Consider the following 13,608-nt stretch of genomic DNA (forward strand, 5'->3'; position numbering starts at 1 on the left):
ATATTATAACAAAGCAAAGATTTGAGAAGGTTTTTTATATCAGAAGGAAATGCGGCAAGACCACACAACCTGTCTTACCGCACGTTATTAAGGGAGAAAGGGGAATCTATTGTGCTGCGTAGGCTTCGTTTTTATGATAACCTTTAAATTCGCCAAGGTCTATTTTGCTAAGAATTTGCCAACGACCTGGTTTATTAATCTCAAAAGGTCCAAACGTATAATTGCCATTTTCTACATGAGAAGGTTTCAATTGTTTGTTCTCTTTATTGCTATCAGGACGAGAAAGCATAAGCATTACATTCGCATTGTTGACAGGCTGACCGCTTTTATCCGTAAGATGCAATGTAAGACTATTCTCTCCAATCATAAATTTTTCTGTTGAATACGCAAGATCAAACTTTGCATTAAATTTTTCTTGAAGCTCAATGATTTCATTGATAGAGTGGTCAACTTTTTGGTATTTCTCCATATAAAAAGTATCCATTTCAACGGGGTTATCCAATGCGATTTTGATGGTAAAACCGCATGCAACAACACAGCCAAGGATCATTCCGATAACAACATGAGGGTAGTACGTATGTTCGCTTTTTGTTTTAGCCACGACTTTTTATCCTTCTGTAAATAATTAATACAATAACAATAGCCATAAAACTATAGAGTAAAACTCGCACTAAATTAATGGTTGTTTTGTTGGCACTACCAATGGCACTTTCTAACTCTATTTTGCGGTATTGCGCTATCTCCTCGACTAACTCTGCGTATCCGTTCAGGAGCGCTGGGCTCACACCAACTTCTTTTTTCTTAGAGGTCAATAGAGGAATAATCGTTCCTTTCCAAGGGAGTGGAGAAAGTAATGCTTCTCTATCAAACTCTTTCTCTAATCCAGGAGATGTATAAACATCCACTTTCTGTTCAGCTTGAAAAAGAGTTAAAAGTGCGTAAGGAGGCGTAAGGTCTTTGGCAAAGTTTTGCTCAAACGCAAGAATGTTTTCATTGCCATTTTTTTTAGCAATTAAGATAACTTTGACACCACTTTTAGCAAAAAGTTCTTGTCCCATCTCTTCAATTTTTTGGGCAGTCTTCTCTTCTAAGATGTCATCGTAAACTACAAAATCCTTGGCAAAAACCAATACGGGAAGCAATGAAATCAAGCAAAGAAGCCATAGCTTCTTTGCTTGTATATGTAATAAGGTTTTCATTAACCGATGAACAAATGGTGTGGGGTCAATACTGCCCACGCTGTAATTGCAGCTATTAGAACTAATCCAAGAGCGATGATTTTATCCATATTTTCAGCCATTCTATACCCCTTATTTCACTAAAGCTTTTTGATTCGCATTTGCAGCATCTTTCATTTGAAGTGCTTGCGGATCATTAATCTTATAAGGTTTATCAGCAACTGCTTGTTGTGCTTTTAATCCAAAGAATGTAAGTACTCCAAGGATAGAAAGCAACAAGACTGTTGCAATCAACATTCCTGTAATGCCATTAAGTGCGAATACGTTTCTATTTGTATTTTCCATTGACAAATCCTTATTTCGCTAAAGAGCTGACATAAGTGCCAACCGCTGTTTTTTGAACATTGGTTAAACGTCCATCATTAAATTTAGGCATGTTACCAATCATTCCTTTTTTGCCCGTTCCTAGAACATTGACAACAAATTTTGCATCGCCATAAACACTTAAGTCAGGAGCACTACCCGCCATACCTTTACCGTCTTCGCCATGACATGCAGCACATGTTGCCCAAAGTGCTTTACCCGTCTCAACAAGCGTTGGGTTTTTGCTCTTTTTAACAACAGATATTTCTTGCATAACATACGCTGCAACAGCTTTTGCGCTATCCGCATCAAGTAATCCAGCAGGCATTTCGCCAAGAGGATAGTCAGCGCCTTTTGAGCCATTTAAAATAGCTGCAACGATAGCTTCTTCGTTACCCCATTTTGAAAGGTTAAGCGCTTTTCCGTTCATACCATCACCAGTAACACCATGACATGGAGCACATTGAACAAGGAACACGCCCTCACCCATTGCCATTAATGTTGATTTGTCTGGATTTGCGAATTTGCTCTCAAATTTTGTATTGTAACTTTTTACTTCTTGATTGTACTCACCGAGCTGTGAATAACTTGCAAGAGGATACCCTGCAAGAAAATACCATGCCGCCCATGCAATCGTTCCAAGAAATGAAAGTGCCCAACCAATAGGAAGAGCATTTTTATATTCACCAATACCATCCCAGTTCTCTTTTGCTAATTCTCCACTCGCTTTGTCGGTTTTCATTTGTTTCATATACTTACCAACAACAAAAAACGTGAGAATTAAAATTGCTGCTGCGCCAAGCAATGATAACGCGTTTACATTGTCATTCAGCCAATTCATTTATCGCTCCTCTTTATTCTTTCTCTTTGTTTGATGGAGTACGGGTCTCAATTGGAGCATCATCAATATTATCGTGTAATGCTATATTGCCATACTGCTCATAGTTGCGTGTACCTTTTTTTTCAGCCCTGTAAAGATGGTACAAATAACTGTACATAACAATCACTAAAAAAACTGTTGCTGCCACATAAGCATACGCTTGAATCTCTCTAATTGTGTCCATACTCACCGTTAACACCTTACTTTAAGCTATTGAGATAAGCAATTAATGCAACAATCTCTTTAATCTCACCGCGCTTAAATGCCTCTTTTACCTCTTGGCTCTTCATATCTGCAACAATAGCAGCTGCTTGTTCCATTGCAACTTTTTTTGCTTCTTCATGTGTACCAAGTTTTGGCATATCTGGTTGATCATAAGGCGCATTAAACACTTTTTTTACAGTCAATGCTTCTGCATATGCTGTATCAATGTCGGCTGTATTTTTAAACATATGTTTGTACGCTGGCATAATAGAACCTGGTACTACGCTTACTGGATCTAGCATATGATATTCATGCCAGTCGCTTGTTCTATAGTTACCAACTCTCATTAAGTCTGGTCCTGTTCTTTTTGAACCCCAGAGGAATGGTCTATCATAAGCATACTCACCACTTAAAGAATACATACCGTAACGGTCTGTCTCAGATTTGAATGGACGAATAAGTTGTGAATGACATGCATTACAGCTGTCTTTGATATAGACTTGACGACCTGCTAACTCAAGCACTGTGTAAGGTTTTGTTCCTACAACGGGACGTGCTGTTTCCATGAAGTCAGGTAAAATTGTTACAACACCTGCATACGCAATAACTAAAAATACACCTACCGCAAAAAAGAATGGGTTTCTCTCTAACCAATGAAACATAATCCTATCCTCCTTTTACGCTGCCATAGGTGAAGCATTTTGAGGCTCAGACTCAATTGCTTTACTTGCAGTCATTGTTTTATACATATTGTAAGTGAACATGAAGAAACCGATTAGGTACAATAAACCACCTGTTGCACGAATCGCATAGTATGGGATAAGAACTGTTACCGTATCGATAAATGAGTACGCTAGGTTACCAAATTGGTCTGTTGCTCTCCACATCATACCTTGAGTGATACCCGCAATCCACATACTTGAGAAGTACAAGACGATACCCGTTGTTTGAATCCAGAATTGTGCTTCGATCAATTTTTTACTATAGATTTCACGTTTAAACATACGAGGAGCCATGTGGAACAATGCTGCCATAGTCATAAAGCCTACCCAGCCTAATGTACCATCATGAACGTGTCCAGGAATCCAGTCTGTAAAGTGCGCAAGAGCATTAACAGATTTGATAGATAAGATTGGACCTTCAAGGGTACTGAACATATAGAATGTTGAAGCAAAAATCATCAATTTAACCAACGGATTCTCTTTGAGTTGACCCCATTGTCCTTTCATCGTAAGCAAGATGTTAATCGCACTACCCCATGATGGAAGAATCAAGATAATTGAGAAAATAGAACCCATTGTTTGAACCCAGTCAGGCACTGTAGAGTAGATAAGGTGGTGTCCACCTGCCCAAAGGTAAACGAACATTAGACCCCAGAAAGAGAGGAGTGAAAGTTTATAAGAGTAAACTGCTTGACCAGATTCTTTTGGTAAGAAGTAATAGATCATCGCAATAATAGGCACTGTGAAAACAAATGCCACCGCGTTGTGACCGTACCACCATTGAACCATAGCATCATTTGTTCCTGCATACATAGATACAGAGTGATACCACTTTCCAGTTCCTGCAATAAAGTAGGTTGGGACTTCCATATTGTTGAATAGATACAACATAGCAACACCCAAAAAGGTTGCAATAAAATACCACATAGAGATATAGAGTGTTTTTTCACGTCTGATACCAATGAGACCAAAAATACTAAAACCCCAAAGTACCCAAACGACAACAACAAGAATGTCCAAAGGCCACTCAAGCTCTGCATACTCTTTAGAAGTACCAATACCCATAAAAAGGGTAACAACAGCAATTGTCATTAGAATCATGTAAAGCCAAAAATGAAGCTTTCCAACGATCATTAAAAACGGTGACTCTGCCATCGAAACCTTGAGTACTCTTTGCCCAATATAGTACCATGCTGCAAAGATTCCGCTCAGTAAGAATCCAAAAATTACTCCTGATGTGTGTAATGGTCTTAAACGACTGTAAGTACCATATTCACCCGCCAAGTAATTCAACTCAGGGAAAGCCATTTGATAGGCGATAACCACACCTATTAACATACCAACGATTCCAAAAAGGATCGCTGCGTAGGTAAAACATTTGGCTACTGAATAGTCATAGTTCAATGCATCTCTAGCCTGCATCAATTCCTCCTACTTGTGTTTTTATGTCACAAAAATATCACATAATGCAAGAATTATAGTGCAGCAAATCTACAACGAAGCTTAAGAAGATTAAATTTGTGTTAAATAAAAAAGTTAAGAAAAAATTAAAAAAGGAGGAGAAACAAGAACGATGAAACTATCGTTCTTGTGTGTTAATTTTGTAGCCAAGACCTGGAATATTCTTGATAAATTCTTTATCCGTTTTTTCGCGCACACGCTTAATAAAGGTTCGTATGGCTGAATCTGTTACTTTTTTGTTTGTCCAAACATACTTTTTAATCTCTTCATGAAGTACAAATACACCAAGATTTTTTACCAAGATTGAGATAAAAAGTAACTCTTTTTTTGTCAAGAAAATTGTTTTACCCTCTTTGACAAGAACTCTTCGGCTTTTATCAAACTGGTACCCAAAACCAAGATCCACAATGTCACTTTGATCTAACATCTCTTTTGAAACCAATTTCAATGTTTTAAGAAGTTCATCCGGATCAATAGGTTTAATAAGGTATTTATCGATACCAACATCAATAGCCTCTAGTAATCTCTCTTTTTCGCTGAATGCACTTAAAATAACAATCGGTGTTTGCTTAGAGATATGTTTAATCTCTTTTGCCATAACCAAACCATCCATTACAGGCATCATAATATCTGTAATAACGATATCTGGTTTGTATTTTTTAAATTTTTTAAGTCCGTCATCGCCATCACGTGCAACAATAAACTTAGCAAATTCATCTCCAATTGCACTCTCTAAGGCGCCTCTTAGATCTTCTTCATCTTCAACAAACAAAGCCGTCAACTTAGACAATCCACTCATTGCTCTTCCTTTTCACTCTTTAACTGCGGTATTGTAATGGTAAAACAGACTCCATCGTTACAATTTTTTGCAACAATAAATCCTTTCATGCTATTGTTAATAATCATCTTACTCATATACAGCCCCAGTCCTGTCCCAGCACTCGCATGCTTTGTCGTAAAATAAGGCTCAAAAATCTTATCTAGAATAGCTTCGTCAATCCCACCAGCATTATCGCAGACTTTAATTATAGCATCTCCTTGCTCAGATGTGTCAATTTCAATATAAATTAATCTATTTTTTATTTTATTGTGGCAAAACGCATCAATTGTATTATTGATTAAATTGATTAGTACTTGAGAAAATTCATTAAAGTACCCCTTGATATGAGCATCTACTTTTACATCAAGACGTATTTCAACATCATTTTTTTCTAAAGTTCCTCGCATAATATCCATGGCTTCTTGTGCAACTGCACTGAGTGCAAAATCTTCACTTTGTCGATCAGGGCTAAAAAAATGACGAAAATCTTCAATCGTTTCAGACATCTTAGAAATAATTTTCTTAGCATGGGTATAGCTATCTTCAAACTCAACATCTTTACCATCGTTTTGACGACGATAGAGTTTGTTCATCTTATAAAGCGTAATGTTAAGTTCTGAAAGCGGTTGCCTCCACTGATGCGCAATATTTGCGATCATTTCACCCATAGAAGCTAAACGTGATTGTTGAAATAAAAATCGATCTTTTTCGCGATTTTTTTCAACTTCTTCTTTAACACGCTCTTCAAGTGTCTGATTGAGTTCTGTTAATGCTTTTGTTTGCTCTTTGACTCTTTGTTCGAGTGTTGCGTTCAACTCCTCAAGCTCTTCATCTTTAGTAATCAACGCTTCACTTAAACGCACACTCTCTGTTACATCGTAGCGAATAGCGATGAACTCTTCTATATCTCCATTTTCATCTAAAATAGGAAATACCGTTGTGTTAACATAAAAGGTACTACCATCTTTCGCAAGGTTTTTAACGGTTGATTTATAAGTTTTTTTTTGAAGAATTGTTTGCCAAAGTTGTCTAAATGTTGACGCAGGAACATCAGGGTGTCTTACAATATTATGATTTTTACCAACAAGTTCCTCTTTAGTATAACCTGATATTTTGCAAAACTCATCATTGACAAACGTAATAATGCCAAAGATATCCGTTTTAGAAATAATATTGCTACTTTCAATAGCACTTTGATACTGCTCTAACTTCATGCGATTGCCGCACTATAACCAAGATACGCCATATAAACGCCATAACCTACTATAATTAAAGAAGCTATTTTAATCATCACTTCTCTAAACCCACTTCCTTTGAGGAAGCCAACGACAAAACCAAGTCCAAGCATCGCTGGCATAGTTGCTAAACCAAAAAGCAACATTGTAATGCCTCCGCTAAACCAAGAACCAGAAGTTGCAGCTGCTGCTAAAAAGAAATAGACTAACCCGCATGGTAAAAAGCCATTTAAAAGCCCTAAGCCATAGAAACTGGTGAGAGATTTGGAATGAATCAATTTAGAAAAAAGTGTTTTGATGGTCGGATTAAAGGCAATGGTTGATTCTAAAGAGGTTAAAAATTTAATTTTCCCCATCATAGATAATCCCATTAGAACCATTAAAAGACCAATAACAAAATAGAAATAACCATTGAGTTTAGCGGAGAAGGTAAAAATACTTCCCAGTGCACCAAAAAGGATTCCTAAAAATATATATGAACTGATTCTTCCTAAATTGTAGCTCAAATGGGCAAAAAACTGAAAGAGTGAAGAGGTGGAGGTATCAATTTTGGCGCTACTATACGCCATTACAAAACCTCCACACATACCGATGCAGTGCCCTAAACTTCCTAAGAATGCAACACTGATGATTGCTGATATATCAATAGCGTTTATGATACTGCTCCGATAGTAGGATGATTAGAGTCTGTTGGCAAACTCTTGGAAAATATATCTACTCTCTTGTGGTCCAGAGCTTGCTTCTGGGTGATGCTGTACTGAAAAAATAGGAGCATCGTTGTATTCTAGACCTTCAATAGTATTGTCAAAAAGATTTACATGCGTAATCTTTGCGATCTTACAGATTGAATCAGGAACATTGTAATTATGATTTTGTGTTGTAATCTCTACAATATTGCTTTTAGTATTTTTAACAGGATGGTTTCCACCATGTTGTCCAAATTTAAGTTTGTAGGTTGGATAACCGTGTGCGATAGAAAGCAATTGATGACCTAGACAGATCGCAAACATCGGCACTTTCGCATCAATGAGCTTTTTTACTTCTGCCGCTTCACTTTTTAAAATCAATGGATCACCAGGACCATTGGAAAGGAACACGCCGTGGATTTCACCTTTTTTGTAGCGAGCGATAGCATCATCACCACTAAAATTGTGAGGTACGACTTCGACGTCAAGACCCACTTCATAGAGTTCATTTAAGATATTATGTTTGATACCTAAATCCACTGCAAGGATTTTTTTACCCAATCTTTTTGGTGTAGCATTATAACTTTGTGTTTCTGCATTCCATACACCATGATCGTGTACATATGATTTTGGTGTACTTACTTTTTCAATGTAATTCACTTCTTCAATACGTGGACTAGAAGCAAGCATTGCTTTAAGTTTTTCAGGGTCGCTCACTTCGGTAGAAGCAATCATCATTTTAGGACCAGAATCACGAATCATTTTAGTAAGGTATCTTGTATCAATATCACAAATACCCATGCTTTTATGTTGTTTCAAAAACTCCGGTAAACTTTTTTGAGAGCGAAAATTTGAAGGTGTTTCATTTAAACTTCTTACAAACATACCGCTTGCATAAATGGTAGAGCTTTCCATATCGTTATCATTTGTTCCAACAATTCCAATCTCAGGCATTGTAAATACAATAAACTGACCTGCGTAACTTGGATCACTCATGATCTCTTGATAACCGCTTAGAGAGGTATTAAAAACAATTTCTCCTGTTTTTGAACCTTCAAAGCCAAAACTTTTCGCTTCTAAAAAAACGCCATTTTCAAGATAAATCCATACAGGTTTTAACATCATGATAACATTCCTCTTCTTCTTAGCTCTTCTTCGTAGAGCTTTTCAAAAATTAAATCATACTCTTCCGAACCAGGAACCAATTTTCGTTTGTAATGTGCAATTTTATCTGCCACTTCATTTTCAATTTCTTGAAATTGTGAGATATACGTTTCAATCGCATTATACACAACGTTTTTAACACGGTTTTCTGCGACATTGTATTCAATATAGCCCATTTTCCAGCATATCTCTAAAATTTTGTGTGCAATTTCATTGTATCTATCTTCGTATGATAAAATAACACCAAACTCTTTTGCTAATTTTTTCTTAATAAGCCAGAACATGTTTCTGCGGTCTACTCTTTGGAACTCCATTTCATCTTCGTTTTGTTCCAAAATCTCTGTTACACGCTCTTCAAGCGCAGTCTCTTGTTTAATATCGGCAACAATCAAATCCTCTGCGACTTTTACAATAGGCTCTAAGCCCTTAAGCATGGTAACAAATCCACAATTTAAAATATCGATCGCTATTTTATTGGCAATATAAGGGGCATGAGGCAATCTGATTTTCATCCATAAACCTTACTTCTGAATTTTCACACATTTTATCCAAAGTAAGGTAAATATCTGTTTAGAGAAAGGCTAGAGAGGTTTTTGTCACTCTTTTGTTTGGTTGTTCTCAACAAAGGGAGGGCCCTTTTTAAGTTGCTGAGTGATTTCAGAGGCAATTTGAGGATTCATTTTTGCCATAATTTGAGATACTTTTTTTGCAGGTAACCCAAACATGATAGCGGCACCTTCATGAACAGGAAGTTTTTCAACAATCGCTGCAGCTGCAGCATCTTTCATCTTGATATACGTTTCATCTAACTTATCGCCTTTTTTTGCTTCAACTTGGGCTAAAAGTTTTTTATTTTCTTCAAGCATCGCTGCTATCTGCTTCTCTTTTGCTTCAATTTCTTGCTTTGTTTTAGCGAGAGTATTTTCTCTCTCTTTAAGTGCATTTTTTTGTTTTTCAAACAAAGCGTTCGTAGCAGCTTGGAGAGCTTCAAAGGATTGTCTGGCTTCATCAATTTTTTCAACTTCACGTAAAAGTTCACTTTTTCGTGTTTCAAAAACCTGAGTACAATCTATTGTCTCAGCATAAAGTACTGTACCCAACAATACGATCAAAATATACTTCATGCTTATCACCTTTTTTGACTGATTTCACCCGCAAACAACATTGTTGATATCTCATCCAGGTAGAGTTGTTCTTCTCGTTTGAGCTTATCCATCATCGCTTGCAGTTCTTGCTCTTCAAGATATTTGATTTTTTCATATTCAACATGCGCTTTTTGATATTCACCCTGAAGTCTTTTTGTATTACGCTCTACTACAAAAAGTTCTTGCTCATACCGTTTTTTTTCGCGATTTAGAATGCTTTTTTGTTCATTGACCATTAAAAGAAGGGTTACAAGCCCTTCTTTTGGCATTTGTACTGCTGCAATATCATCGTATAATGAAGCAATTTTATGCGTAAGCAGACGTTCTTTATTTTGACTTTTCATCAGCTCTCGCTCTATCGCATCTCGTTTTTGTTTACGAATTTTTGCAATTTTTGAGAACTGACTTTTCATCAATAATGACCTTTATATGCAAAGATTATAAAATAATTGTATCGTTCCTATCAGGGCTTGTTGATACTAAACCTATTTTCGTTCCTGTTAACACCTCAAGGCGTTTGAGATATGCTTTAGCTGTTTCTGGCAGGTCTTCAAATTTACGACAACCTACAACGCTCTCCCAACCTGGTAGTTCTTCATAGATTGGTTTAACGTTCTCTAAATCTTCAGGTAATGTTTCAATTCTTTGGCCATTGAGCTCGTAAGCCACACACACTTTAATTGTCTCAAAACCATCAAGAACATCCAATTTCATGATAGAAAGATCATCACACCCATTGATACGACTTGCATAACGACATGCAACCGCATCAAACCAACCACAACGGCGTGCACGGCCTGTAGATGTGCCATATTCATGGCCTTTATCTCGAAGCTGATCGCCTTCAGTTCCAAAATCTTCTGTCGGGAATGGTCCATTTCCTACGCGAGTACAGTATGCTTTGACGATACCTGTTACTTTACCGATATCTTTTGGATTAAGTCCTAAACCAACACATGCACCCGCACTAATGGTATTCGAACTAGTTACAAATGGATAGGTTCCATGGTCGATATCAAGCATTGTACCTTGAGCACCCTCTAGAAGTACTTTTTTATTTTCATCCAAACATCTCCACACCATATGCGTTGTGTCTGTCAAAAATGGAAGAAGGACTTTTGCATAACCATCTAATTCTTTTTTGAGCGTTTCAAAATCTGGTGTCACAATACCTAGTGCATTAAAGAGCGCGCTATTTTCAGTATAAAATTCAACCAAAGCTGTCGCTAATTTTGTAGTATCTCGAAGCTCACCCAAACGATGTCCACTACGTTCAATTTTGCTACCATAACTTGGTCCAATACCGCGACCTGTAGTACCAATGGCTTTAGCACCTCGTAGTTTTTCTTTCGCTTGGTCAATTAAAATGTGATGATTTAAAATCATATGTGCTTTATCACTTACAAACAAGCGACCTTCGAGTTTATCAAACTGTGCCATCTCTTTGATAAGCGCTTCTGGTGAAACAACAACACCATTGCCGATAACATTGAGTGCTTTTGGATTTAAAATTCCAGAAGGAATCAAGTGAAGCGCGTAACGAACACCATCAACCCAAATGGTATGTCCTGCGTTATGTCCACCTTGGTAACGGCATACAACATCATAATCTTGCGCGAGAAGATCTACAATTTTGCCTTTTCCCTCATCACCCCATTGAATTCCTACGATCATATCAGCTTTCATCTTATTGTCCATCTCTTTTAATTAATATTTCGATTAAATCATCTGTATAAAGACCAAAACCACTTGAGCCTATGCCCTCGCAGTCATAACTTCCACCCGAGCCCAATGTAAAATTTTTATGAATAAATCTAAAAAATAGTGCATTGTAATAACGCATTTTGACATAATACAGTGGTGCGAAAACGACATTATCGTATGTGATATGAGCAGAGAGTGCTTTGAGTTTTTGAAGTTCAATTTTAAGAACCTCAGGCACTTCTTCTATGACCGCATCAAGTTCTTGAAGTGTTTGTAAACATGTCAACTTCGTAAGCCAAGGAATATCAAGTGCCAATAGCTTTTGAAGCTCTCCCTTCTCAAAGATTTTGAGGTCTAAATTTAACATCTCAGAGAGAATTTTAGGGATATTGATATTGCTTATATGCAACAATGGTTTGAGTGAAAATTTTTCAAAAATAGACAAACTTGTTGCAATGCTCAAACTCAAATTCTCTTCACCAATCAATTCTGCACCGATTTGGTGCACTTCATGACTAGGATAGCGAAAAACAGGCTGAATATAAAACCATTTAGAATGATTTGTACTACGGCCTACACGTTTCGTGCTTAAACGTACTACGTCCATCGTACTATCAGCTCTTAGAGAGACAATATGGTTTTGCTCATCTGAAAAACGCAACAACTCTTTTTCATCAATACTTTGGTGTTGATGATAAGAGAAAAAAGGTGTTACAATCTCTTCAAAACCTGCATCATAAAAGAGTTCACTTGCCACATTTTCAAGCTTACGCTTTAATTTGGCACTCTCTCCAAAATAAAGCTTGCTCCCTGTGGGTATCTCGTGCTCATAAATCATTATTAACCTTGATAAAATTCTTGGGTAAAGGCCCTATTGGCAGTACCATCGTAAGCGCGCTTACCAAGTTCTGCAAGAGCAAGTTCCACAGCATTGAGAGTCCATGCGGTTTCATACACATTTACAAGACCCATATGATTGATTCTAAAGAGTGTGTCTTTGATGTGATCTTGTCCACCTGCCATATTGACACCGTATTTGGTTTTTAAAATTTTACGAATTTTGCTTGCTTCATCATGCAACACAGCACTCATGGCTTTCGCTGGAACTTTTGGATAAATGTGAAGTCCAAGTGCTTCAAGGGCTTTATTACTTGCTTGCGCTCTCTTTGCTGTATCAGCATACAGTTTTTCAAGTCCACCCTCAGAGTCGATGAGTTCGCACATCGCTACAAGACCGATAACAAGTGTTGTCGCAGCCGTCCATGCAGTAGTGTTTTTACGTTGATTTTTTAGCTCTGTTTTGAGATTAAAATAGTACCCTACTCCACCATTTTCGATGATCTCCAATGCTTTAGCACCTAAACCAATAAATGCAAGTCCTGGAGGAAGCATCAGTGCTTTTTGGCTACCAGAAATAAGTGCATCAATGTTCGTTGTATCAACTTTTTCAACACCCACAGCGGTGATACCATCTGCAATGACCATAATATTTGGGCGAATAGCCTTCACTGCTTTTGCAACCGCTTCAACAGGATGACGAAGACCACCAGCACTCTCGCATACTTGCATACATACCGCATCAATGCTCTCATCATTTTTAACAAGTTCAACAATTGCATCAACACTGACTGGGGTATCCCACTCATTTTTAATTTCAACAAAAGGCTTATTGTATGCAGCACAAATCTTGCCAAAACGCTCACCAAATTTACCAGAATTGACAACAATAGCCTTACTTTGGCACAAATGAAGAACGCATGCTTCCATTGCGCCTGTTCCACTGCTTGCCAACATTAAAACTTCTTCCATATCAAAAAGCGCTTTTAAATAGCCTCTAGCTTTTTCAAAAATAGCTTCAAACTCAGGTGTTCTATGGTGAATGGTTGGAGTACCCATTGCCATACGGACGGCTTCAGGAACAGGTGTTGGTCCTGGTGTCAAAAGTAACATAAGAGATCCTCATCGTGTATAGTTTTGAGTGCGATTGTAACAAAATCTTGCTTGTTGTTTCTTTAGTGGGATGTCACTTTAATCAAGCACTCTTTT

The 13,608-nt window shown here is 37.4% G+C and carries 17 protein-coding genes; all 17 read right to left on the reverse strand.

Going from position 1 to position 13,608, the window contains the following annotated elements; all coding sequences use genetic code 11:
* Positions 1-106: 106 nt before the first annotated feature.
* Complete coding sequence (locus UCH001_RS10695; RefSeq protein WP_067177699.1) at positions 107-601, reverse strand: FixH family protein; 495 nt, start codon at positions 599-601, stop codon at positions 107-109.
* Positions 594-1,151 (reverse strand): TPM domain-containing protein, encoded by a 558-nt coding sequence (locus UCH001_RS10700; RefSeq protein ID WP_231963929.1) that lies wholly within the window; start codon positions 1,149-1,151, stop codon positions 594-596. Before UCH001_RS10700 ends, UCH001_RS10695 begins: the two co-directional genes overlap by 8 nt.
* A gap of 159 nt (positions 1,152-1,310) precedes the next feature.
* Positions 1,311-1,523 (reverse strand): DUF4006 family protein, encoded by a 213-nt coding sequence (locus tag UCH001_RS10705; protein WP_067177703.1) that lies wholly within the window; start codon positions 1,521-1,523, stop codon positions 1,311-1,313.
* A gap of 10 nt (positions 1,524-1,533) precedes the next feature.
* On the reverse strand, positions 1,534-2,382 hold the full coding sequence (locus UCH001_RS10710; RefSeq protein ID WP_067177705.1) for a c-type cytochrome: 849 nt from the start codon (positions 2,380-2,382) through the stop codon (positions 1,534-1,536).
* 13 nt (positions 2,383-2,395) lie between these two features.
* Positions 2,396-2,605, reverse strand: coding sequence for a cytochrome c oxidase, cbb3-type, CcoQ subunit (locus tag UCH001_RS10715; RefSeq protein WP_371258006.1), 210 nt, complete (start codon positions 2,603-2,605; stop codon positions 2,396-2,398).
* A 16-nt stretch (positions 2,606-2,621) separates the two neighbouring features.
* Complete coding sequence (gene ccoO / locus UCH001_RS10720) at positions 2,622-3,287, reverse strand: cytochrome-c oxidase, cbb3-type subunit II (protein WP_067177709.1); 666 nt, start codon at positions 3,285-3,287, stop codon at positions 2,622-2,624.
* 15 nt (positions 3,288-3,302) lie between these two features.
* A complete protein-coding gene (gene ccoN / locus UCH001_RS10725; protein WP_067177710.1) occupies positions 3,303-4,769 on the reverse strand; it encodes a cytochrome-c oxidase, cbb3-type subunit I in 1,467 nt (488 codons plus the stop codon).
* Between the two features lie 157 nt (positions 4,770-4,926).
* Entirely contained in the window at positions 4,927-5,607 is a 681-nt protein-coding gene (locus UCH001_RS10730) for a response regulator transcription factor (RefSeq protein WP_067177712.1), read from the reverse strand.
* Positions 5,604-6,842 (reverse strand): PAS domain-containing sensor histidine kinase, encoded by a 1,239-nt coding sequence (locus tag UCH001_RS10735; RefSeq protein ID WP_067177714.1) that lies wholly within the window; start codon positions 6,840-6,842, stop codon positions 5,604-5,606. The genes UCH001_RS10730 and UCH001_RS10735 overlap by 4 nt, the downstream gene beginning before the upstream one ends.
* Positions 6,839-7,450: a sulfite exporter TauE/SafE family protein gene (locus tag UCH001_RS10740; protein WP_371258007.1), complete on the reverse strand. Its 612-nt coding sequence runs from the start codon at positions 7,448-7,450 to the stop codon at positions 6,839-6,841. Before UCH001_RS10740 ends, UCH001_RS10735 begins: the two co-directional genes overlap by 4 nt.
* Before the next feature lie 93 nt (positions 7,451-7,543).
* Positions 7,544-8,674 carry a glutamine-hydrolyzing carbamoyl-phosphate synthase small subunit gene (gene carA / locus UCH001_RS10745; protein WP_067177717.1) on the reverse strand — a complete coding sequence of 377 codons (1,131 nt, stop codon included), beginning with the start codon at positions 8,672-8,674 and terminating at the stop codon, positions 7,544-7,546.
* The gene (locus UCH001_RS10750; protein WP_067177719.1) at positions 8,671-9,225 is read right to left on the reverse strand and encodes a DUF507 family protein; all 555 of its coding nucleotides are present in this window, start codon (positions 9,223-9,225) and stop codon (positions 8,671-8,673) included. The genes carA and UCH001_RS10750 overlap by 4 nt, the downstream gene beginning before the upstream one ends.
* A gap of 84 nt (positions 9,226-9,309) precedes the next feature.
* Positions 9,310-9,837: a MotE family protein gene (locus UCH001_RS10755; protein ID WP_067177721.1), complete on the reverse strand. Its 528-nt coding sequence runs from the start codon at positions 9,835-9,837 to the stop codon at positions 9,310-9,312.
* A 5-nt stretch (positions 9,838-9,842) separates the two neighbouring features.
* Positions 9,843-10,271: a flagellar export protein FliJ gene (locus UCH001_RS10760; protein ID WP_067177723.1), complete on the reverse strand. Its 429-nt coding sequence runs from the start codon at positions 10,269-10,271 to the stop codon at positions 9,843-9,845.
* A 25-nt stretch (positions 10,272-10,296) separates the two neighbouring features.
* Positions 10,297-11,544, reverse strand: a complete 1,248-nt coding sequence (locus UCH001_RS10765; RefSeq protein WP_067177725.1) for an adenylosuccinate synthase — start codon at positions 11,542-11,544, stop codon at positions 10,297-10,299.
* A 1-nt stretch (position 11,545) separates the two neighbouring features.
* Positions 11,546-12,400, reverse strand: coding sequence for an ATP phosphoribosyltransferase regulatory subunit (locus UCH001_RS10770; protein ID WP_067177727.1), 855 nt, complete (start codon positions 12,398-12,400; stop codon positions 11,546-11,548).
* Between the two features lie 2 nt (positions 12,401-12,402).
* Entirely contained in the window at positions 12,403-13,512 is a 1,110-nt protein-coding gene (locus tag UCH001_RS10775) for an alanine--glyoxylate aminotransferase family protein (RefSeq protein ID WP_067177729.1), read from the reverse strand.
* Positions 13,513-13,608 lie beyond the last annotated feature (96 nt).

The organism is Sulfurospirillum sp. UCH001, from assembly GCF_001548035.1.
In the GTDB taxonomy this organism is placed as follows: Bacteria; Campylobacterota; Campylobacteria; order Campylobacterales; family Sulfurospirillaceae; genus Sulfurospirillum.

Excerpts from the sequence above, each read along its gene's own strand:
- UCH001_RS10705 (WP_067177703.1), bottom strand. The coding sequence starts at position 1,523 with ATGGAAAATACAAATAGAAACGTATTCGCACTTAATGGCATTACAGGA.
- UCH001_RS10710 (WP_067177705.1), bottom strand. The coding sequence starts at position 2,382 with ATGAATTGGCTGAATGACAATGTAAACGCGTTATCATTGCTTGGCGCA.
- UCH001_RS10715 (WP_371258006.1), bottom strand. The coding sequence starts at position 2,605 with ATGGACACAATTAGAGAGATTCAAGCGTATGCTTATGTGGCAGCAACA.
- ccoO (WP_067177709.1), bottom strand. The coding sequence starts at position 3,287 with ATGTTTCATTGGTTAGAGAGAAACCCATTCTTTTTTGCGGTAGGTGTA.
- ccoN (WP_067177710.1), bottom strand. The coding sequence starts at position 4,769 with ATGCAGGCTAGAGATGCATTGAACTATGACTATTCAGTAGCCAAATGT.
- UCH001_RS10730 (WP_067177712.1), bottom strand. The coding sequence starts at position 5,607 with ATGAGTGGATTGTCTAAGTTGACGGCTTTGTTTGTTGAAGATGAAGAA.
- UCH001_RS10735 (WP_067177714.1), bottom strand. The coding sequence starts at position 6,842 with ATGAAGTTAGAGCAGTATCAAAGTGCTATTGAAAGTAGCAATATTATT.
- UCH001_RS10740 (WP_371258007.1), bottom strand. The coding sequence starts at position 7,450 with ATGTGTGGAGGTTTTGTAATGGCGTATAGTAGCGCCAAAATTGATACC.
- carA (WP_067177717.1), bottom strand. The coding sequence starts at position 8,674 with ATGATGTTAAAACCTGTATGGATTTATCTTGAAAATGGCGTTTTTTTA.
- UCH001_RS10750 (WP_067177719.1), bottom strand. The coding sequence starts at position 9,225 with ATGAAAATCAGATTGCCTCATGCCCCTTATATTGCCAATAAAATAGCG.
- UCH001_RS10755 (WP_067177721.1), bottom strand. The coding sequence starts at position 9,837 with ATGAAGTATATTTTGATCGTATTGTTGGGTACAGTACTTTATGCTGAG.
- UCH001_RS10760 (WP_067177723.1), bottom strand. The coding sequence starts at position 10,271 with ATGAAAAGTCAGTTCTCAAAAATTGCAAAAATTCGTAAACAAAAACGA.
- UCH001_RS10765 (WP_067177725.1), bottom strand. The coding sequence starts at position 11,544 with ATGAAAGCTGATATGATCGTAGGAATTCAATGGGGTGATGAGGGAAAA.
- UCH001_RS10770 (WP_067177727.1), bottom strand. The coding sequence starts at position 12,400 with ATGATTTATGAGCACGAGATACCCACAGGGAGCAAGCTTTATTTTGGA.
- UCH001_RS10775 (WP_067177729.1), bottom strand. The coding sequence starts at position 13,512 with ATGTTACTTTTGACACCAGGACCAACACCTGTTCCTGAAGCCGTCCGT.